15 protein-coding genes are annotated in these 21,727 nt (G+C 53.9%); 4 read left to right on the forward strand and 11 right to left on the reverse strand.

The window, feature by feature from the left end; genetic code table 11:
* Positions 1-88: 88 nt before the first annotated feature.
* Positions 89-1,036: a sulfotransferase gene (locus Q1B13_RS12210; RefSeq protein WP_299799817.1), complete on the reverse strand. Its 948-nt coding sequence runs from the start codon at positions 1,034-1,036 to the stop codon at positions 89-91.
* A gap of 396 nt (positions 1,037-1,432) precedes the next feature.
* Here Q1B13_RS12210 and Q1B13_RS12215 point away from each other — a divergent pair, with 396 nt between their 5' ends.
* Together Q1B13_RS12215 and Q1B13_RS12220 are read left to right on the forward strand one after the other, a co-directional pair.
* Positions 1,433-2,692: an oligosaccharide flippase family protein gene (locus tag Q1B13_RS12215; protein WP_299799818.1), complete on the forward strand. Its 1,260-nt coding sequence runs from the start codon at positions 1,433-1,435 to the stop codon at positions 2,690-2,692.
* A 76-nt stretch (positions 2,693-2,768) separates the two neighbouring features.
* A complete protein-coding gene (locus tag Q1B13_RS12220; protein ID WP_299080172.1) occupies positions 2,769-3,929 on the forward strand; it encodes a glycosyltransferase family 4 protein in 1,161 nt (386 codons plus the stop codon).
* A 17-nt stretch (positions 3,930-3,946) separates the two neighbouring features.
* On the opposite strand, the gene Q1B13_RS12225 is transcribed toward Q1B13_RS12220, so the two are convergent.
* From Q1B13_RS12225 to Q1B13_RS12235, 3 genes are all read right to left on the reverse strand, one after another.
* Complete coding sequence (locus tag Q1B13_RS12225; RefSeq protein ID WP_299080169.1) at positions 3,947-4,936, reverse strand: glycosyltransferase family 2 protein; 990 nt, start codon at positions 4,934-4,936, stop codon at positions 3,947-3,949.
* A 70-nt stretch (positions 4,937-5,006) separates the two neighbouring features.
* The gene (locus Q1B13_RS12230; RefSeq protein WP_299080167.1) at positions 5,007-6,542 is read right to left on the reverse strand and encodes a glycosyltransferase family 39 protein; all 1,536 of its coding nucleotides are present in this window, start codon (positions 6,540-6,542) and stop codon (positions 5,007-5,009) included.
* Between the two features lie 97 nt (positions 6,543-6,639).
* Positions 6,640-8,211, reverse strand: coding sequence for a carbamoyltransferase C-terminal domain-containing protein (locus Q1B13_RS12235; protein WP_299080164.1), 1,572 nt, complete (start codon positions 8,209-8,211; stop codon positions 6,640-6,642).
* A 536-nt stretch (positions 8,212-8,747) separates the two neighbouring features.
* Here Q1B13_RS12235 and Q1B13_RS12240 point away from each other — a divergent pair.
* The gene (locus Q1B13_RS12240) at positions 8,748-10,520 is read left to right on the forward strand and encodes a carbamoyltransferase C-terminal domain-containing protein (RefSeq protein WP_299080161.1); all 1,773 of its coding nucleotides are present in this window, start codon (positions 8,748-8,750) and stop codon (positions 10,518-10,520) included.
* A gap of 4 nt (positions 10,521-10,524) precedes the next feature.
* Positions 10,525-11,382: a polysaccharide deacetylase family protein gene (locus tag Q1B13_RS12245; RefSeq protein WP_299080158.1), complete on the forward strand. Its 858-nt coding sequence runs from the start codon at positions 10,525-10,527 to the stop codon at positions 11,380-11,382.
* Between the two features lie 50 nt (positions 11,383-11,432).
* On the opposite strand, the gene Q1B13_RS12250 is transcribed toward Q1B13_RS12245, so the two are convergent.
* The 7 genes from Q1B13_RS12250 to Q1B13_RS12280 form a co-directional block, all read right to left on the reverse strand.
* Complete coding sequence (locus Q1B13_RS12250; RefSeq protein WP_299080155.1) at positions 11,433-12,539, reverse strand: transporter substrate-binding domain-containing protein; 1,107 nt, start codon at positions 12,537-12,539, stop codon at positions 11,433-11,435.
* A 44-nt stretch (positions 12,540-12,583) separates the two neighbouring features.
* Positions 12,584-13,846: a transporter substrate-binding domain-containing protein gene (locus Q1B13_RS12255; protein WP_299080152.1), complete on the reverse strand. Its 1,263-nt coding sequence runs from the start codon at positions 13,844-13,846 to the stop codon at positions 12,584-12,586.
* A gap of 21 nt (positions 13,847-13,867) precedes the next feature.
* On the reverse strand, positions 13,868-14,653 hold the full coding sequence (locus tag Q1B13_RS12260; RefSeq protein ID WP_299080149.1) for a protein phosphatase 2C domain-containing protein: 786 nt from the start codon (positions 14,651-14,653) through the stop codon (positions 13,868-13,870).
* Positions 14,654-14,656: 3 nt separating this feature from the next.
* A complete protein-coding gene (locus Q1B13_RS12265; protein ID WP_299080146.1) occupies positions 14,657-15,664 on the reverse strand; it encodes an FHA domain-containing protein in 1,008 nt (335 codons plus the stop codon).
* 207 nt (positions 15,665-15,871) lie between these two features.
* On the reverse strand, positions 15,872-18,064 hold the full coding sequence (locus tag Q1B13_RS12270; RefSeq protein ID WP_299080143.1) for a serine/threonine-protein kinase: 2,193 nt from the start codon (positions 18,062-18,064) through the stop codon (positions 15,872-15,874).
* Between the two features lie 339 nt (positions 18,065-18,403).
* The gene (locus Q1B13_RS12275) at positions 18,404-19,690 is read right to left on the reverse strand and encodes a dynamin family protein (protein WP_299080140.1); all 1,287 of its coding nucleotides are present in this window, start codon (positions 19,688-19,690) and stop codon (positions 18,404-18,406) included.
* Positions 19,687-21,684 (reverse strand): dynamin family protein, encoded by a 1,998-nt coding sequence (locus tag Q1B13_RS12280; RefSeq protein ID WP_299799819.1) that lies wholly within the window; start codon positions 21,682-21,684, stop codon positions 19,687-19,689. The genes Q1B13_RS12275 and Q1B13_RS12280 overlap by 4 nt, the downstream gene beginning before the upstream one ends.
* Positions 21,685-21,727: the final 43 nt, after the last annotated feature.

The following is a 21,727-nucleotide window of genomic DNA, read 5'->3' on the forward strand; positions in this document are numbered from 1 at the left end:
ACTATCACTCACTCGGAAGAAATGACCAGCATTTGGGGTGCTGGTCATTTGCCTTTTTGGGGTACCGTTTTGAAGAGACGACTGGGTCTCAGCGTATACTGTCTGGCAATTGGTAGCCGTAGTCTTCAAGTGGCAGACCCGTAAGGTCTTTGAGGATTGCATTGGACTCCGCAAAGGCCCCTTCGAACTGCGCCGCAGCATGCCTTGCCATACGGGTTTCCAATGCCTGATCCAGTGCGTCCGGGAAAACGCGACTTAATGGCCCGCTCAACTTTCCAAACCGTCGTGTGGCGTAAGGAAAAGGGATCACTGCCCCGGTACTGAGCTGATTGTTACTGAAAACGCGGTTCACCCCGCGTTGCAACAGCTGGAAACTTTGCGAGCGTTTCGTGTTTGTCTTAACGAACTTCCGTTTCGGCGCTGCGACACCTAACGAGCTGCACAAGCTGGACACAAATGCATCTGAATCTCGAACGAACTGCTCGTAGGTGAGACCGTGTACGCGATCAGCGCCAAACAGGTTTTGGTAGTATCGGAAAAGCCTATCATATCTATAAAAGTCAGGGGTAAACATCGGGACCCGGCGCATCATGGGTTCGATCTGTGCGATGTAACCTTTGAAAGACTTGTGACCGCCGTCCGTAATGTACTGGCTGTACATAGACAGAATACTGGACAGCTGTTCCCGGAAGACAATGAGGACATGGGCTTCAGGGAAGGTTTGCTTCAGGCGTTGCGCGATCAACGGGCTGTCGAATCCACCCGAAGCTGGGTAGCCCGAGAACCGCTCGTGCGAGAAGACAGAGATTTTTTCCGATTTGTGCGAAGCGTCGAGAAAATCCGCGTATTGTTCGCGAACTGCAGATGAATCAAAGGTCAGCGGCTGCGGCAACACGAATCTGTTTGAAAGGACGAATTTTCGTTCCTCTGGCGGGCTTGCAAACGGACCATCAGACGTTGAGAACAACTGTTTCTGCAACGCGGATGTAGCGGTCTTGTGGTACCCAATGTGGAGGAGAACTTTTGCTTGTTCCATATAGCGTTAATTAATACCCAAACTCGATCGACCACCTAGTACCCGCACCCTAGTGGGATAAGCTACCGCGTTCTTCCACCCTGTTTTGGAAGGGCCCCAACTACAATTTCGCATGTTCAAAACCGGTTTCCCAAAACAGGACTGGATTTCCCTATCAAACTGCGCTTTCGTAAAACGATACAAGCGTAAAAAACAAAATGATAGAAGTAGGGGCGGATAGAATCGCCAAAAATTAGAGTTTGACGAGTTATGAAAGGTATTTGACCTGAGACGAGTACCAAGGTTTTTTTGCACCATGTTGTCTTTGGGTGCCCGGGTCAACGCCCGGAATTACCGCAGCCAAGAACTATGACCCAGTTTGATGCCAGATCTCTGATTGGGCGGCTTGCCAAGAACATGTCATGGCTGTTCTTGTCCCAGATACTGATCGCAGTGTTTGGCCTGGCGACCCTGATCATCACCGCGCGTGCGGTGGGTCCTGCTGCGGTGGGAATTTTGGCGTTAGTAGATGCCTATGTACAGGTCTTAGACCGGCTGTGCCGATTGGAGCCTTGGCAGGCGGTGATCAAATACGGCAGCGATGCCCTGACCGAGGATGATACCCATCGTTTTGGTCACCTGATCAAACTGTCGATCGTCATTGACATCATTGGCGGCATTTTGGCGGGAACAGTTGCGATCCTGCTGGCACCAACTGTGGCCCCGATGATTGGTCTGCCCGAGGATATCGGAGCGTCTTATATCGCATTGGTCGCGATTGGGCTAATTTTCTCTTTGCGCCCAACCGGGATCGCGGTGCTTAGAATTCATGACAGATTCGATTTGTTGGCGATCTCGGATATGGTCGTGGCGGGGCTGCGCCTTGTTGGAACAATCATCGTATTCCTGCTGGATCTCGGCCTTTGGGCGTTTCTGGCTTTAATGCTGATGCATCAGATCCTAACTGGCCTCGTCGCCTTTTTCATCGCCTTACGGGAACTGCAACGACGAGGCGTGCGCGCCTTTATGTCCTTAAAGCTAAGCACCGCCCTGAAGCAAAATCCCGGATTTCTGCGGTTCTTGTGGAACTCGAACTTCAACGTAGTCCTCAGGCAATCGACACAACGGTTGGACGTTTTGGTTGTGGGTGCGCTGCTCGACGTGACATCGGTGGGTTTTTACCAGGTTGGCAAACGGATAATGACCAACATCGTGCGCATTGGCGGCCCCATCCGACAGGTCCTTTACCCCGAAATGACGCGGCTTTGGTCAGCTCAGAAGCATGATCGCTTCTGGAAGCTGGTTCGCTACATCTCGATGCTGATGTTTGGGGTATCTTTGGCCATCTCGATCCCTCTGGCATGGAAGATGTCTGATCTGGCCGTCTTGTTGTTTGGTGCCGAGTTCCAGGGCGCCGCGCCTGTTATGACAATTTTGATGTTTGCGGCGGTGATCTACCTGGGCGGCTTGGCACTGAATCCGGCGCTGTTGAGCATGGGGTTGGATCGGGCACTGGTGCGCACAACCATGATGGCGACAGGTGTTTTTGCGCTTTCTTTCATACCGCTTTTGTTTGTTCTGGGAATCGAAGGCGTCGCCTTTGCCCATGTCATATTTAACATCGTTTGGACGACTGGATGCATTTTGGCGATCCGGTCCTATCCTGCCCCGAGATAGAGGTCTATAACCCACCCATAGTATCGCGACATAAAGCTCGAAATTTACCAGTGACTTACGATTAACGAGAAGAATAATGACCAAACGTATCCTTTTCCCTTTCGAGGGAGACACCGTAATCGGCGGAAGCCATGTCTCGGCCATGAAACTGGCCGCTGGTTTGGACAGATCAAAGTATGAACCCTACATTCTGGTTCACTACAAGGACGGGCTGGCCGGTGAATACGCGCGGTCTCTCGGGTTAGACTATGAGGTGTTGGAGAAACCCGCCCTAATGTCACCGGGACAAATCAGCTATGACGGAGATTGCGGGCCGACGAAGTACCTGCTGTCAAGTGTACCGCAGTTCATTTCGGTCCTGAACCGGATCAAGCCGGACATCGTCCACACCAACGAAGGGCGGATGCATTCGAATTGGGCTTTACCGACGAAACTGTCAGGGCGCAAACATATCTGGCATCATCGGCAGGACCCCACAGCCTTTGGGATCAACAAACTGGCCCCGGTCTTGTCGGACCACATCATCAGCGTCTCTCATTTCTCCAAACCCAGCAAGCCTGTACGGTCGGTGGACAAGAAGTTCACCGTTATCCGCAGCCCGTTTGACTTTAACCCCAATCCACCGGACCCCGCGGCGGCTCGAAAAGAGGTACTCGAAGAAATGGGGTTGCCGGATGATGCCTTGCTGCTGGGGTATTTTGGAAACTTCGTACCCCGCAAGCGCCCGGATCATTTTGTAAAGGCTGTAGCTGCGATCCAAAAGCGCATGCCAGATGTTCCGGTCCACGGCTTCCTTTTCGGTAGCGTTGTCGATCGTGGAAATGCCTTGGACCAAGTATGCAAGGACTTGGCCGCCGAGGCGTGGATGGACAAACAAATTCATATGATGGGATTTCGCCAACCGATTGATGGCTATATGGCAGCGATGGATGCAAATCTGGTGACCGCACTGGATGAACCGTTCGGGCGCACCCTGATCGAAACCATGTATCTGGGCACACCAGTTGTTGCGACACGACATGGCGGCAATATCGAAGCGATTGTTGATGGCGAAAACGGCTTTTTAGTCGATCCGTTTGATGCCGAAGGATTTGTAGAACCAGTCATGCGTTTGCATCAAGATGCGGATATCCGGGCCAAGATTATCAACGCCGGGCAACGCCACGCCCGTGAGAATTTTGGCATGGCGATCCATATCGATGGTGTCTGCAGGATCTACGACCAGCTACTAAACTGACTGTCAACGCAGCCTGACTAGGATTTGGGCGTGTTCGCCGCACCTGGAAACTGCAGATAGGATAGGCGCCTGATTTCACGGCGCCCCCGCGCCAACGAGTCGAGGATCAAAGCGCATACAACCGACAGCATTGACGCGACAAATCCCGAAACAGCAACCAGCAGTGACGGTATCCGGTTCACCAGACCGGTTTCCAGAAACTCGCCGAAAACTGAAAGAAAGACCCACAATGAGGGCAGAAAGAAGATGTATGCGAGCGACAGAAAGAAGGCAATTGGTTTTTCTTCTTTGATCAAAAAGCTGATCATCTTGAGGATACGCCACCCATCTCTGAATGTCGAAAGCTTGGAGCTAGAGTCCGGAAGGCGAGAGAAGTAGTTGGTCTCTACCTCTCCGATCGGCATACGCATTTGCATCGCGTGAACCGTCAACTCGGTTTCGATCTCAAACCCGTTGGAGAGTGCCGGAAAGCTCTTGACAAAGCGCCGGCTAAAAACACGATAGCCGGACAAAAGATCGTTGATCTTGTTGCTGAAAAAGAACTTCACCAACCCGCTGAACAAGGCATTGCCAAATTTATGGCCTCGACGATATGCCTCGCTTTCTTTGTTCACGCGTGCGCCGTTCACCATGTCTAAATTCTGAGAAACAAGCAGCTGCACCAACTCAGGCGCGGCGGCACTGTCATACGTCGCATCGCCGTCCGCCATGACGTAAACATCCGCGTCGATATCCGCGAACATCCGGCGTACAACGTTACCCTTGCCTTGCAACGCTTCGGTGCGCACCGTCGCCCCGGCTTGCTGTGCGACACGGATCGTGTCATCGGTCGAGTTGTTGTCGAAGACGTAGATAGTCGCATTCGGCAATGCCTGGCGAAACTGTGCAACCGTTTCTCCGATTGCAACAGCCTCGTTGTAGCAAGGCAGAATAACAGCGATTTCCAACCCTTGCAGGTCTGGCAACGCCGACGCGTTACCTTTGAAATCGACTGTGCTCTGGCTCATGAGCATAGCATGTCCTCGAGTCCTTCATTCAAGGCGATTGTAACTTGAGGACAAGCCCGCGAGCACGCAGTTAATTCATGTTGGAGCGTAAAAGAGTGCCATCTGTTGTCTGAACAACCTGTTTCAGGTTCAGTTCTTCGGTCAGTTCTTGTTGTGTGGGCAGGTAAAACCGCCAGGTCACTTCGTCGAAATAGGCGACTACTGCTTTACCTTGCGCAAGACCTTCACGCATCTCGGTTAAGGTTTTGTTGTAGGGGCGTCTGGGGTGTTCTTTACCAGTGCGGCGATCAAACTTCATTGGCAACCATGTCGTCCCTTTGCCCGTCAGCAGGTGCACGACGTCGGGTGCATTGGTGTAGACAAATACGCCGGGCTCCAAATTGTTGATCTCAGACACCAAAGGTGACTGAAACCATTGAGGGCCTGAGAAGAATATGCCTTCGCTGCGGAAGTTGGAAATCAACGTGCCGGTTCTGACAACGTTCGACGCCAGAACCAGCGCTCCAAAAACCAGCAACCCGGTTCCAAGCAGAGCCTGCGCGCGCGTCTTTCCGTCCTCGCGCAACATCACACTGTATTGTGCGCCAATCACGACGATCAACACATACACCGGCGCAAAGTATGAGGGCTTAAGTGGCAGGTTCGGCTCGATCAAGATCGACAGCAACAACAACGCGAAATGGCCAAAAATGTAGACCGCTGATATCAGAGGGAAAGCAACAAGTCTTGCGTTGGGCTGCGAAACATCCATTGCAAATACGTGTCGTTCAGCCCCGTACCAGACAACGGCTGCCAGCAGGCCAATCAAAGCAAGCGCGGCTGCGGCTTTCACAAACCCGGGCACTACGCTGGGGAAAAAGGAAACCCAGATCGAATTTGCGCCTTGCATCAAAATGCCAATGGTTGCGTTGCCAAGGAATCCAAATTCACGCCCCAGCCCTGTACCACCAGTTCTGGCTTCGATCACAGACCACAGAAGCAGTGGAGCAGCGACAACGGCAACAAAGGCGAGCGCGTGCAATACGCGGGTTTTCGTATTTCCGGGGCCGAGAAAAAACGCCGTCAAGACCCCCACAACCCAAACTGGTGCGCCATTAAAGCGTGTTAGGAAGACCAGAACCGAGACAAGTCCGGCCAAAAGCAGGAACCGAACCGAGCCTGTTCCCGCGTAGACACTAAGTAAGGTCAACGCGGCAACGAGAAGAAAAATGAACATCGCCTCGGACAGAACAGTGACATGCAGTTCAAACACTAGCGGCGATGTTAAAACCAGAACCGCCGACAAGACGGCGATGAGGCGAGTTGCACCAAACCCACGTACAAGACCATATACTGTGAGGGCGGTCAGGATTAAAAATGCAACGTTCAAAATTGTTGCGGCGGCGATGCTGTCCAGACCAAACGCAGAAACAATATCGATCGCCCAGACATACCCCGGCGAATTGCCCTGCAAAAAGTACGGGAAACTCAGGTAAAACGCGGAATCCGGACGGATACCAATGCCCCACGGGGTCGCTGCGACAAACATGAGTATGGAGACCGCTGCGATGCAGCCGCACCAAAGTACATCCGGTCGGGCCAGTCTGTTCGAACGGACGGTATTCACGACCGACCTCCTTCAATACTCGTCAACAAATAACGCGTTACACTTTTCATGATACTCTTTTTTGTCTAGGTGCCTCAAACAACAAAGCTGTTTGGCTTTAAATTTTACCAATCTCGTAGAATGTATTGCCCGCCACAAACCCGTCCAATCCTACTTGCTGGGAGTAGTGGGCCAAATCACTTGTTGAGTTTATAAAGCCTGAGTTTTTGAAGTTCAGTGAAGTGTTACACAATACGCCGACACCCGAGATTGCTTTAAACTCGGCCAGAAGGTCATAGAAAAAGGCGTTCTGATCGCGTCGCACAGTTTGAACGCGGGCGGAGCCGTCCACATGTGTGACCGCCGCGAGGCTAGGATCGATGACCTGGTGGAAGCTCAGCATATAGGGCGATGACCCTTCCAAATCGAAATGCAGATGCGCATCTTCTTCCAAACATGATGGTGCAACAGGGCTGTTTTCCGCGCGCCCTTTGATCCGGTTCAACCGCGCCCGCGTTTCCGCATTGAACGGTGCAGCCAATATCGAGCGGTTGCCAAGGGCGCGGGGTCCAATCTCACAGTTTCCGCGGGTCCACCCGATGATTTTTCCGTCATACAAAGCCTGGGCTACGTGCTTTAGGTTTAGTTCGGTCGCTGTAAGCCCTTCCAGATCGGCCTTGTCGTCACAGAAGGATTGGCCCGAATAGACGGACCAATTCAACTTGGCGCGCCCGGTGAAATGCCGCATGGCATCGACAGCGGTACCAATCGCGCAACCGGAATCTCCAGTGGTTGGTGGGACAAACACTTCCCGAAACAGGCCGCTTTTCTCCCACTTGGCGTTCCAGTTTCCATTCAACCCACAACCACCGGCAATGATCAGGGGATACCCCTTTTGCAGATGTGTTTCCGCGAAATCTTGGAACTGCTTGAAAATAGCGTCTGACAGTTTGGTGGCCAGGTTCTTCAACCTCTGGCTGTCGGTTCCGATGTTGAAATACGGCGAATTGACAAACGAGCTTTTGCGCAACGGGTCGGTCGTTGTGTCTATCGACAGAATTTGGTCTATCAACACCTGTTCTTCTTCCTCCGCTGGACCACCTTCGCCGAAAGCGCAGGCAGCCATCAAACGGCCTGGATCTGCTGGCCGTAACTCACCACCTGAGATTGGGAAATCCGGATCAGCCAAAGCATATAGAAACGCAAAGCGCGTGCCCGGAGAAGTCATAACCCGACCACGATGGTGAATGTTCAGGTCGCGGTCGATTTCATAAAAGTCGCCAAGTACACCCTCCCAAAGCAGCACGTAACAGGGCTCTCCTTGCGCAAATGGCGACAGGGCGTAACTGCACCAAATATGGGCACGCTCATGGGTCGAAGTATAGTAGTCCACCGTTTTGCCAAAAAATGTGCGCTTGCCGACCGTTTCTGACCCGGCGCCAATGCCGAAATATCCAGCTCCTGATGTCGTCACGTGATCAATGCTATTTCTCGACCAGCCACTTAGCGCAAGGACGTCTGGCAAATCTTTGAACCAAAGGCCTGCATCAATAAACGTGTCCGGCGTTACCGGTGTATATCGGGGGAAGCTGTTCTTTTCGGCCTCATAGGAAAACAACAGGCTGTCATCTGCGCTGTCGACGCCTGCAACGGTGCCGTCGTGGCCTGATTTAAAAGACAGAATCTTCATCCCAAACACCTCACCAAACTGATCGGTTTCAGAGTCAGCAGGTCATGCTACCGCTTGCAGCACAATCAGGGCCCAAGCCCTTCCTGAAGAACTGTCTTTGCAACATTCATGCCAATATCCCGCATGCTCTAGCGAGACCAATCTTTGGCGATATGGGAACATATGCAAACCTGAAAATCTTAAACCGAACCAAATGCCAAATTTATCGCCATCAACCTAACAGATGGGGCAGGGGTCTTGTAAACACTCTTTTGCTGCATTCGCTATAGGTCAAATGCAACCACTCTTTTTGTGGACGGATTCGCGACATCTGTACGATTGTTCGCAAATTAGCGCCAGTTCGGCCCATGTATTTGGCCACCAACTAACTGTCAAAGCTGGTATTTGTATTTGTTTTTCAATCGATCGGACGGTTCAGATCCAATGTGACAAATTTTTAGCCTGCTTTAGTGACCTACGACCTTGCGCCACCAATGCACTCACCGTTACTCTATGCCGGTTATCGGCAGTATATTTGGCCAAAGGTGTTTTAGGTTATGTCAGTGATATTGGGTTTAGCGACGATGAATAACAGCGCAGCGGCGTTGTTTGTAGACGGCAAATTGGTTGCTGCAGTCGAAGAGGAGCGGTTGACGCGGGTCAAGAATGACGGCGCTTTTCCGCATCACGCAATCACCGAAGTTCTGCGAATCGGCGGGTTGAAATTTTCAGATATCGAAGAGGTTGCCGTCTATTGGCAGCCATGGCGCATGGCTGGTCGTGGCGTCGGTACTGTGCGCAAGATCCTGCAAAGCCCCTCGGCGGCAAAAAGTGTGACAACGCGCATTGGCGCATTGTTTTCCTCGGATAGCGGTACTGAAGGCCCACAGGAGAGTGGCTGGATGGATCTGTTCCGCGTCCGTAAGATTCTGACAGCGGAACATGGCCCCTGCGATTTCAAGTTGCATTACATCAATCACCACCTGACCCATCAACTCTATGCCGAGGCAATGCGGGATTGGGACAGCTTTGTGTCACTTTCCTATGACGGTGGTGGCGAAGAAAGCTCGACCATCGTGACCACCGTCCGCAATGGCAAACGCGAGGGTATAGCGGATCACCGCTGGCCAAACTCTTTGGGACACTTTTATTCCGCGTTCACTGGCTTTCTTGGCTTCAAGATGCTGGAAGGCGAATACAAGATGATGGGTTTAGCGCCATATGGCAAACCCATTTATCGCGATGCAATCCTCAAGGAAATTCTGCTGCTCGAAGACAATGGCGGCTACCGTGTGAATACCACGCTGTGCGACTATCATTCTGCCTTGCGTGGCGTTTTCCATCCTCGCCTTGAGGAGCTGTTCGGAGAGGCGCGTGAGCCCGGAACCGCCCCGAATGAACGGCATATCGACCTTGCTGCGTCGGTTCAGGCGGCATTTGAGGACGCGCTTCATCACATTCTTGGACCGGTTCGCAAAGCAAATCCAGATCTGCGCAAGTTGGTCGTTTCCGGGGGCTGTGCGCTGAACGTGACAGCCAATGGAACCCTGATTTCCAAAGGTACGTTCGACGAAATCATTATCCCACCTGCGCCGCATGATGCGGGATGCGCGGTGGGCGCGGCGCTGGCCTGCGTTCCCCATGACCAAGTCGACCTGACCTCGGTCCGTAGCCCGTATCAAGGGGCCGAATGGGATACCAAATCCATCGCCACGGCCTTGGATAACTGCTGCGCACAGTCACAAACTGCGCTGGCTCAGTCAGACCTGCTAGATCAGGTGACCGATCTGCTGGCAGACGGTAAGATCATTGCGTGGTTTCAGGGCCGAGCGGAATTTGGACCACGCGCGCTTGGCACGCGATCCTTCCTCGCTGACCCGCGAAAGGACAGTATTCGCGACGACATCAATGCAAAGATCAAGAAACGCGAACACTTCCGCCCCTTCGCACCCAGTGTCGCTGAAGAGGCCGCTTCGGACTTTTTTGAGATTGATCAAACCAGCCCTTATATGAACATCGTTGCTCGCGTTCACGACGAACGCGCCGCAGATATCCCGGCGATCACCCATACAGACCAGACAGCCCGCGTGCATACCGTTTCACAGTCGGCGAACCCGCTATATCACGCGCTGCTGACCACATTCGGCGAAAAAACGGGTGTGCCGGTCTTGTTGAACACCTCATTCAATATTCAGGAACCCATCGTCTACTCTCCGGAACATGCCTGTGCGACCTTTGCAGCCTCGGGCGTTGATGCTTTGGTAATCGGTGACTTTGTCGTGCTTCGCGAGGCGCTGAAAGAGGAAAGCCCCAGCAAAGCCGTGGCATAATCGCGTGTTTCTAAGCATCGACTTCGAAGATTTCTCGCATGATCTGAAGCGAGAACTCGGGGTTTGGGACACAGGGCCGCTTCGGGTTGAGGCGCTTTGGCGCAGTTATGAGACTATTGCTGCGTTTCTTCAGGAACATGGTGGCCCAAGTGGACGCACGGCCACCTTTTTCTGCACGGGCGTCGTCGCCGAAAAAGCCCCGGAACTCGTGGCGCATATCGCAAAACAAGGTCATGAAATTGCTTGCCATTACCACTATCATGACAGCATAGATCGGCAATCGATCGCAACGATTGACCAGATGTTGGCGCGCGCAAAGGACTGTTTACAACAGGCCGCGAATAGTCCCGTTCGCGGGTTTCGCGCCCCAAAATTCCGGCTGAACCGTAATACGTCCGAGCACTACAAACTGATCGAGCGCTATTTTGACTATGACAGCTCATCATTCTTTGAGACCGCGGATGAATGCCAGCAGTTCTCCAATTCGATGACCTTGTCTGACTTACAGCTGATCCCATTGTTTTCCGGGCGGTACAAAGGCTCGGGTCCGCAAATACGGTTGGGAGGCACCTACCTGAAGCTTGCGCCTGATACGGTTGCGCGGGATTTGATCACCCAGGCCAAAAGTGCGGGAGTCGTTCCGCACGTTTACTTACACCCTTACGAAACGGTTGAGCACAGGGAGTTTTGGGTGTCCCAGCAGGACTTGAGAAAGCTGGGGACTGGCAAAGCCGCGTATTGGGCGGGGCGACAGAACCAGTGGTTGCGGTTTGGCGGCGCGCGCTTACTTCGAAAGTTGACGCGGCTGATCCCTCCCGAGGGGCTGTCCGGTCGTTTGGATCAGCTGATAACCGACAAATAAAAAGGGGGCCGGTCAAAGACCAGCCCCAGTTTATCAGCTGAACCGAGGGATCAGTTCGAAGCTGCGTTCAACTTTTCGTTTTGCTCGCGCAGGGTGTCCGAGATGATCGCGTACCATTCGCCGGATTCGCGCATTTCGATCAGGCCTTTGTTCATCATCGCAATATACTCGCGCGCAAAGGGGTTGGTGCGATGCGCAAGAAAGCTCATCGACGACAGTGTAGAAACGTATGGGTTTTCAACGATGTCAGCAGAAGTCAGACCCATGTCGTTCATCGTTGCTGCGAACAGATCAACTTCAAACGCTGCCACATCTGCGGTGCCAGTCAAAACCGCATCAAGGCATTCACGGGCCGAGCTGGGATGAACCAAAGTCAGGTTTTCGGAATTTAACCCGACTTCTTCAAGCACAACCATGCTCCAGCCATCCATACGGCAGAGCGTTGCGCCTTCAAGGTCTTCGAAGGCTGTTGCCTGTGCGAATTCGCTTTCCGGCAGAGTGAAAAAACCGCCAACGATGTCGTAGACCGGGACCGTAGCAACAAATTCGTTGCACCGGGATTCAGTAGCTGCGGACCACTCATAAGTGCGGTTCGTACAATCAGGCACTGTCCAGGCGATCGAGATATCGAATGCGCCCAGTGGCAAGAGAGTCTCTAGGTGTGAGGACCAGTCATCCACAAAGCTGACCGAAAAATCGCGGCTGTTGCCAGCACGCTGAAGGCTGGTTGTCGCCAGGCGGGTCATGATCCCACCTCCGTTCAGCTTTTCACTGGTGAATGGTTCCCATCCGTTGCCCGACACCATCTTGATTGGCGGAGCGTAGACATTCGAACGTTTGACGCTTGCCGCGCGCTGTTCTTCAGCCGCAATTAGTTCTTGGGCGCTTTGACCGTTGGGCAGGCTGCCGTCTTCACAGGGCAGGGCCAGAACCAAACCTGGCTCAAGCGCGCCTGGGTTGGTGATTACATTCCGGTTGGCGTTAAAGATCGGCTGATAGTTTGATGAGCCATAGGCCGCGATGGCGATGGTCGCCATCGTATCACCATCTGCGACTGTATAGTTCGTACAAGCTTCCTGAGCGGCGGCGGCACCGGCGCTTAGGGCAGTGACGGCGGTGGCCGACATCACAACTTTTTTCAGATTAAATTCAAACATGTCCACTTCCTCCAGACTTTTGGTTTGTCAGGCTTTTTGGAGCCCTATCCATTTTCCATTTGATAACGCAGGGCGGTCGACACGATGTCGCGCCATTCGCCGGATTGCTGCATGATTGCCAGACCCTGGTTCAGCGTCTCAAGGATCGCTTCCCCATCAGGATTGTCTTTATGGGTCATGACGTTAAGCGACTTGATCGCCGCGAGATTGGGGTTTTCGATAATGCGGTGTTCGTAACCCAGGCGCCCGATTGTCTCGACAGCAAGATGGGCCTCGATTGCGACGATATCGGCTGTTCCTTCCATCACTGCATGGAAGCAGTCATCCGGTGATACCGGGCGCATCAAAGTCACTGCAGGCTCATAAAGCCCGACCGCATCCATGTGGGACAAAGACCAGCCTTCAGGACGGCAGATCGTCGTACCAGCAAAGTCAGCATAAGTCAGCGTCTGCTCATAGCCTGAACCGTTTCGTGCAAAGAACGTATCCACAACCTCATAGAACGGGTTCGAGAAGTTGTAGGTCTCGCAACGCGAACGATCCGTTTCAGATAGCGCTTCGGCCGCTTCGCAGTTTGGGCGCGACCACGGGAACGTTCCGTCAAAAGCGAGCGTCGGCATCAGAAGATCCAGATGCGAGGACCAGTCATTGACGAACTGGATTTTATAAGACTGCTCGGGCGCGGCGCGCAGCATCGCCGTCTCTACCAATTGAGTGTACAGGCCGCGATGTGGTAGTGCCTCATCCGTGAAAGGCGCGTAGTTCCCACTTGTGATCAACAGTAGCTGACGGTCACCAAACTCGGGGCGTGTGCCTACACCGGCGTCACGGATCAGAGCAGCACCTTCGGCACGGGCCGCTTCAATCTCTTTTTTCGCTTCGGCTTTGGCAGCAGCAACGGCATCCTCACTGGCTTGTTGCGCTTCGGCTTCTGCCGCGGCTACACGGGCTTCGGCGTCTGCAATGGCCTTTTCGGCGCGCGCTTCTGCGGCTTTCACCAGTTCCGCTGCCATAGCAGAGGCAAGCCGTTCGGCCTCGGTATCAGCCAGAACCGGCGCGCGCCCAAAGTCTTCCAGACAGGGCATGGTCAGTACGTCACCGACCCGAATGACGTTCGGGTTTGATCCGATGACATCCCGATTGGCGTCATAGAGGATCCGGAAGTCTTCTGTCGCATAAACCTCTATCGATAGATCACGCAGGCTGTCACCGCGCTGAATCTCGTAGGTTGAACACGCCTCCTGGGCCGAGGCCGCGCCTGTAGCGGCGGCAAGGGCCAGACTGGATATGATCAGATGTTTTCTCATTTTTACTGTTGCTTTGCCTTTTTAGGTTCTCTTCAGTTTCACGACGGCAATTGATAGGTTGTCCTGATCTGGATCGTTTTTGACCTGCAGTGCCTTAAACAATGAGTCCGCGATATCCTGGGCCAATGCCTGTGAGTTGTTGCTCAGAATGGTCTGTATCTCGGCGTTACTCAGGTATTGCAGCCCGTCGCTGCTCAGAATGAGAATGTCCTCCGCCGTTAGTATCAGCGGCTCTTCCGGGCAATCGACCTGAGGGATTGCAGCCCCCATAACGACCGAAGTCAGCTGGTTGCGGTCAGGATGGACCTGAGCCTCGGCTTCTGTCAGAAGCCCCTGGGCCGCTTGCGCGTCAATCATCGGGGCCATCGAGTGATCTTCGTTGATCTGCTGCAGATCACCGTTTCGGAAAAGATAAAGTGGGCTATCCCCGATTGAAATCCAGAACACGCGCTGATCCAGCAGCAGGACACCCAGAAGGGTGGAACCCATGTTGAATCCGTCACCCTGTTCTTCGTTGTGAGTTGCAATCGACGCATTGGCCTGTATTGCCGCCAAAGGAAGCGTATCAACCAACGTCGCCTCGACCGGATTGTCTTTCTCAAGCTCGCTATCCAGCGAGTCGCGCCATGCGGCAATCACCATCTCTGAGGCAACCTCACCCGCCTCATGGCCACCCATACCATCAGCAACGACGACATAACCCGAACCCGCTGCGTCAAACACGCGCGAGGCAATCGCGTCTTCCTGAGAATCGCGCCGTCCCTGATCCAGGATCAGCGCAATGTCATATGCCGGGGTCGCCAACATCTATCAGGATTCCCGCCAATCAAAGCCGTCGTCACAGAAGGCGACAAAACGAACAGAGGTTTCGCTGATCCGGATCAGGTCCCCGCTGGCTAACGGAACAGTGCTCAGAACAGGTTTGCCGTTCAGACGCACAAGATTGGCTTTACCGCCATGGCCGAGATAACACTTACGATCTTCGGGATCATACGCAACCACAGCGTGGCTGGACCGCGAGATCCCGGTATCGCCGAAATCCAGCTGGATGGCCTGATCATCATTGCGGCCGATCTGCATCAGACCTTCCGTCAAGCCAATGCTGGCGCCCCGACCGGGACCACCCGTCACAACCAACCATCCCACAGGGAATGATTCTTGAGCAGTTTCCGTTTTCGCAACAGGCGTCGCCGTTTCAATCAGATCCTGAACATGAGTGTCCGCGCGTTCAAAGCCAAGGAAGGTTGTTTTGACACGGGACCTGCGATCTTCGGTGGGTGCAGGTTCCGGGGCCGCCCGCTCGGTCGCTGGCTGCTCGGCTGGTTCTAGCTCCGCCTCGGGCGACTGGGCTGAGATATCAACTACGACCTCTGCTGTATCCGTCGCGGTCTCTTCCGTGTTGAGCGAAACCGTTTCGTCGCCAACAATCGCATCGTCCTCAGTCAGATGGAGGGTCAGGATCTGATCGTTGTCATGCGACTCTTCTGCAGACTCGACGGCTGGAACTTCAGCCGCGGTTTCCACGTCTTCGACCGAGGTATCAGGTGCGACCGCTTCATCTGCGGGTTTTTCACCCTCAGCGACCTCAACTTTGGGCTCCTCAAAGTCGGGCATCTTTCCTTCGGGGATCAACTCGTCCGCTTCCTCATAAGCTTCGGAGGCCATGTTTCCGCCAGCCAGGGCTGCACGCAGGGCGTTGAAGTCCGCAATCGGCTCCTGTTTGTCTTCAGCAGGTGTTGTGCTTTCTACAACTTCGTCTTCCTGGGCTTTGCCGGCACCTTCGAGAAGCCGGCTGAGAGGGCTTTTATATTTGAACATGGTGTCGACACCTTTAAGTTAGTGGCACGTAACTTGTGCCTTTGGGCTTCTACCTACCCCTGCGCACGATGGCACAGCGGCAACTACAACATTGGAAACGAGAAAACTCTTAACTCTCTGTTGCGGGCCAGCTCCCGCCAGGGTGGCTAAGCTTGGGGTGCCACCCTCAACAAACAAACGCTGGTACATGTTATTGAACCGGACACATCACTCCTGAACCAATCGCATGGCCGCAGCGGCTTCGGTGCCGTTTCGCGAGACACTAAAGCGTGCCTCAGCCTGATTTGCAGAAACAAGCTGCGCCAACAATGCATCCAAACTTTCTGACCCATCGAAAGTCATTCCGGTCTGCGCTTCACTCAGCAACACATCACCTTTTTGAAGGGAGCCTGAATTCTCTGCTGGAACGTCCGAGACCACAGTCTGCCATTCGGCCTCGCCCGTTCCGCGAATGGTGAACGCATAGCCATTTTCAAGACCTACCGAGCGGATGGCAGGCAAAGCCAACAATCCATTGCTGGCCCTGGTCTTGCCCAGAGGACGGTACCGGGCGGCGACGCGGGTATAGCCATCTGGGTCCACCTGGAGGTTGTCCAACACTTGTGCTGCGAATGATGCGTCCGATTGAATTGGCTTGCCATTCAAGGTAAAGATCGCGGCCCCACGGGTCACCCAATCCCCGATCACTGTCATATCAATAGTGGGGTCAACTCCGGTGACTGCAATCACATTGCCGGTCGATGCGCGACGTCTAGAGACATCGAACGGGATTTCTACATCCCAATGCGCAAACGAGACCTGGGTTTCAGCCAGATTGACCGACCCTTCCGTGGCGGTCTTGTCTCCCGTCGCAACTGCCAGTGCGCCGGCCTGAGGTTCAGCCTCGGTTGCTTTTGGTTCTGCGGAGGCTGCTTCTATGGCAGCTATTTCCGCAGTCTCGGCCTGTTCCTGCTCGACAGGCTGCGCTACAAGTATTTCTGGCTCAGGCGCTGCGTCTTCGACGATCGCTGCCGGCTCTGGCGTTAAAGTCGCCGACGTCTCTGATTCCGGCTCGGAAGCCAGCGTTTCGGCTTCAGCCTGTGCAGATTGTGTGGCCGGGGCCATCCCTGCAGTCGTCGTCTGTGCGGCTGGCTCGGTATTGTCGCCGGACATCACGAAGAACCCACCCGCAGCCAGCACCACAGCCACAGCAGCAGCGCCAGCAATTAACTTGCCATTGCCGCCCGAACCGCTCTGAACCACTGTATCTACGGCAACTGCGTTGTCGTCTTTGGCAGAGAACCTGGCAGGCTCTTCGTCTTTCTTGTCTTCGTTGCCCAGGGCAATGTCTGCATTGCCTGCGAGTAAGGCCGTAACAACGGCTTCGGCGTTTTCGCTCTCGGCTTTGATCCGAGCCTGTTCTTCTTCCTTGTCCTTCCGATCCATGCCAACGATGACAGACACGGGGCGATAAGCAAACGTGTCAAACATTACGCCCGGACCGCGGAACATACGCAACCAATCCAGCGCTGACTGCAGGCGGTCCGTGGCATGCACCTCCATCGCCTTGTCGAGCGCTTCCAGAAACCCCTCTGGATACCCCTCGAAACGACCAGCAAGCGGCTCATAAGGGTCATCGTGACCGTTGTTGAACGCGTTCAGTCGGGTCTGCCCGTCAATTGGGCGTTCGCCACTTATGGCGTGATACAAGGTAGCTGCGAGTACATAAAGATCGCTGCTCGGGCCTTGCTCTGCACCGCGAACGTAGAACTCGTGGGGCGAATACCCGTCCTTGATAACGCGAAGGGTCATAAGTGCCGCTGATTTATTGGCTGCTTGCTCGCGCGCTGCACCAAAGTCGATCAGGACCGGGTCGCCATTCTCGTCTATCAAAATGTTGTCGGGCGATATGTCCCGATGCAACATACCGCTTTGGTGGATGAAAGAGACCGCAGATAGCATCTTTTCGGTGACCTGCACGATAAAGTCAGGTCCGCCGTCATTTTCTAGGTTCTCGACGTAATCCAGAAGATCGCACCCACGGATCAAGTCCATTGCGATGTACGCGGTGTCGTTGTCCTCAAAAACCTGATGCACGTCAACGATGTTGGGATGAACCAACCGTGCGTGGTTGCGGGCTTCAAGAATGAAAAGTTCGATGATTGCGCGAAGGTCGTCCTTGAAGGAGGAATCGGCTGGTTCGACCAAGTCGCCGTTTCGACGACACAAAGCGCCGGGGTAGCATTCTTTGATGACCACATTGCGTTCGAGGCTGTCGCGCGCCAGATAGGTTATTCCAAACCCGCCATTGCTGAGGAAGCTAAGAACTTCGTACTGTCCGCGCAGAAGCTTTGAGCCCGGTTGCAGTCCCTCGATTTTTGGTTCGTCGTGCGATGCACCGACAGCCTGATTGTGGCTCATTTCTTTACGCCCGTTCTACTCGTTTAGCGGCACTTCCAACTGCGCAAACAACCCACGAACTCACAACCAAAACAAACGCAGGACACTTGAGAACGGTTAGACGTTTCAAATTTGACTTTATTGGGGCCGCCTCATGGCTTCACTATGGATCGTTTTTGCCATGTTTCTATATGTTGTGTTACGAATGCTTTCTGACACAATATAGTGACACAAAGGGGGCAAAACACGAAAACTGATGTACCTAATTCGGACTCTTGGTCTACGAATTAGAAACAATCTCGACCCGATTCTAAGCGCCTTCGAATCGCCGCAGTTCGGCTCAATCTAAGCGCGAAAGCGTCAGGTTCCGGTTTTGGTCTGTGATTCTGGTAGGGTGCTGCCGGCCCATGCAAGGTTGTCGCTCAGCTGTGCCAGTATGCTGATTGCATCCTTTAACGGGGCATTGCCGCTTTCAAATTGCAGCAGCAGCAACAGATCTGTTGCTTTTTCGAACTCCGCCGGAATCCAGTCGGCTTCCGGGTCGATTTCACCACCTTGATCCAAACGCTCGGCGAAATCCTCGACAATTTCCTGACAACTTTGCAAGAAGGCCGCTGGTTCAATATCCGCAGATTCGCGAAGATCCTCATAGATGCTGGCGATGGCTGCCAACCAATCTTCGAGAATGGGGTTGTTTAGCGGTGGCAAAGCAGATCCAAGCGTGACTTTCATCGACGCGCCATCACTTTCGGTCTGCTCGGGTTCGGGCCCTTGTAGCGTTTCAAGAAATGGAAGGAAATCCTGCTTTAAGTCCTTACGCGCGGCGTCAAGGTCGCTTTGGCGTCGGTTCGACGCCACCTCGAGCACCTTTTCCGCCAGATTTTGCCCTCCGCAAGTTTCCCAAAGCTTGAAATCAGGCTCGGGCTCTTGTGCCATAGCGCGGACCGCAACTGGCGTACCGATTGGCACTACAGAGCGGAACATCGAACCCTTTTCCTTATTCAAACGAGCCAAAACACGATCCAGCGCGTCATGGACGGGCGGCAAGTCGGAATGGGTGACTGCCAACAGGCTGTTCTCGCGCAATTTTGATGGCACCTGAGCCCAGAGATGGCGTTCAGTCTCGCGCCAGGCATTGGTTCCATTGGTGCACCAGATGGCACAGTCGACGAATTTCAACAGATCCAGGGTCTGTTTATACGTATCATCCAACGCACCTGAGCCCGGCAAATCAAACAACGAGATTTCCTTCAGGGCAGGAGTGTTAAGACCTACGGAGATGAAATCAGGATTGTCCGCCGCCGCCTTTTCCAGCGCGATCCCAGAATAGGTCTTGGGTTCCTTTTCCCACCAACCCACGGTGGTTTCAGGTGTGTCAGCATAAGCAACAATTACCAGCGGTAATTTCAGGTGCTGAGGTCCGGTTGGTAAGATATCTGCCCCGGCCAACATGTTGGCGAGGCTTGATTTTCCAGCTCCAAACTCCCCGGCGAAACCGATATTTACCGCATTGGACAAACGTTCGGCATGGGCCAACGCCCGTGCTCGCATGTCGTCCAAAGTCGCGTCTGACGGTAGGTCTTCTGACGCGTTCAGAAAGCGCTCCAACTGACGCACTTCCTTTTCGGTTCCGGGAAATTCAATCATTCCGCAGCCTCTGCTTGTCGTTCTTCCGCAATGCTCGTTCCAAAGGCTGTCGCCAGCTTATCAGCAATGCGGCGCGCCCGGTCGAATGCGCCTTGCGCTTCGGCCCGTGCATTCGTTTCATCGGTCCCGGATCTGTGTTCAAGATGCCCGGCCAGCAAAGCCAGATAGTGATCAAGTACCGTATTCAGTCTTTCAGACAGGTCATCCCGCGCAGTGTCAATCAGATCGTCCCCGATCAACTCGAACTCCTGCACGATCATCTTTTCCGCGCGCGACACGACGCTGTTGCGCGAAATCAGACGCGACAACCAGTTTACACGCAATTCAACAGTAATTCCACGTGTCAGTGCCGTCGTATCCGGGCGGAACCATCGAACTGCGCTGGTGTTCATACGGTTGTCGGCCGGTTCTTGCCAGCCGGGCAGGGCGCGCAACGAAGCGTTGCTTTGCATGTCAATCGCGTAAAGCTCGCTCAGCATGCGCTGCCGAACGACTTGAGATGCGCCTTGAACCAACTCTCTCATCCGCTCGCGTAACGGTGTGAAATTCAATTCGGTCGCACCGCCTTTGGCCAGCAAGGGCGATTGCCCGTCAGGACCCCGAACGACAGCCGAAACAGCCTCGGCCACGGTGTCATCCATAACGCCACGAAGATTGGACAAAACATCATCCATGTCGCGGGTTATACCTTGTGTTTTACCCGCAACAAGACTGCGCAGTTCTGCTAGGGTCTTGTCGTTTTCGTCGGCGCTTGCCAAGTTAGCTGCGTTGTCGTCTTCGAGCGCACGCAGGTGGGCCTGAGACCGCTCCAGTTCCCCCCGTGCAAAACTATTGAGATGCTGCCACGCCATGCGCAATTGTTCATCGCGTGGACCATCGGTCAAAGCTTGCGTTACATGACGGCGCAGATCCGGAAGACCCGAGGCGATCATAGCAGCAAACCGCAAAACCGCTTCGCGACTTATCGGGCCGGGGCCTTGTTTGATCTCTTCGACACCGTCCAGATATTGCTTCATCTGTTCGGGATGCGCGCGCAACCAAGCCAGAACCTGATCATGGTTTATACCCGTCTCATCACCGGTCAGTGCAAAATGTGCCCACTGTGCACTGCCCATCAAAACATCGATATCCGCGTTCCCAAGCGCTTTTTCCAAGCCTTCCAGAACGTCAGCGCGCACTTTTGTGGCGTCTTCGGCCCCGTCGCCCAGCTCGTCGACTCGGTTGATGAACACGACAATCTGACCAAGTTCCAAGGCCTGCATCAACCTGAACAGTTTCAGGTCAGCGCGCGAAAGCGCCTGATGCGCCGAAAGGACCACAACAAAGAAGTCCGATTCTTTTAGATACTGTCGCGAAATCTCTTCGCGGATCAGCAGCGGGTCGTTTACGCCAGGCGTGTCGGTCACTGTCAATGGAAACGGAAAATGGCCGACGTCAAAATAGACCTCGGCCTTGCGAGTAATGTCGCTGTATAAACCCCGGTCGCTGCCCGGATCCAAGACGCTGTCTTCGGTCGGATCATCGCCTGCACAGACATAGCGCGCAAGATCGTCTGATGTCAGATGCTCCAGATCATGATGTTGGCCGAGCAATTGTTCGTAGCTGTCACCCAATCGCCGCCGCGCTCGGACTTGCATCGCCTCGACCTGTTCTTCGATCATCTCACGCTTGTAGCTGTCCTCGTCATCCGGGAACATGTTACGCAGTTCTTCACCCTCGACGATCAAAGACTGCCACTGGTGATTGTCGAAGAAGTGAAATTCTGCCCCTTCGGTCCGCCCGGATGGGTGTCCGAAATGCATATCCGTGATGACAGTCGTCCAAGGGTTGACGTCTGACGGCAGGTACTCTGCCTGACCCGTAAATCCGTTTATCAAACGGGATTTTCCGGCCTTGATTTGCCCAACAAATGCGATCGAAGGCTTAAGATTGGTAAGATCACCGACAATACGCGAGATAAACTGACGCGTTTCGTCGTTGCTGATCTTGTTCATATCTTCTGCAATGCGAATTAACTCGCGACGACTAGATTCACTC

This window comes from uncultured Ruegeria sp. (assembly GCF_947489545.1).
Lineage (GTDB): Bacteria > Pseudomonadota > Alphaproteobacteria > Rhodobacterales > Rhodobacteraceae > Ruegeria.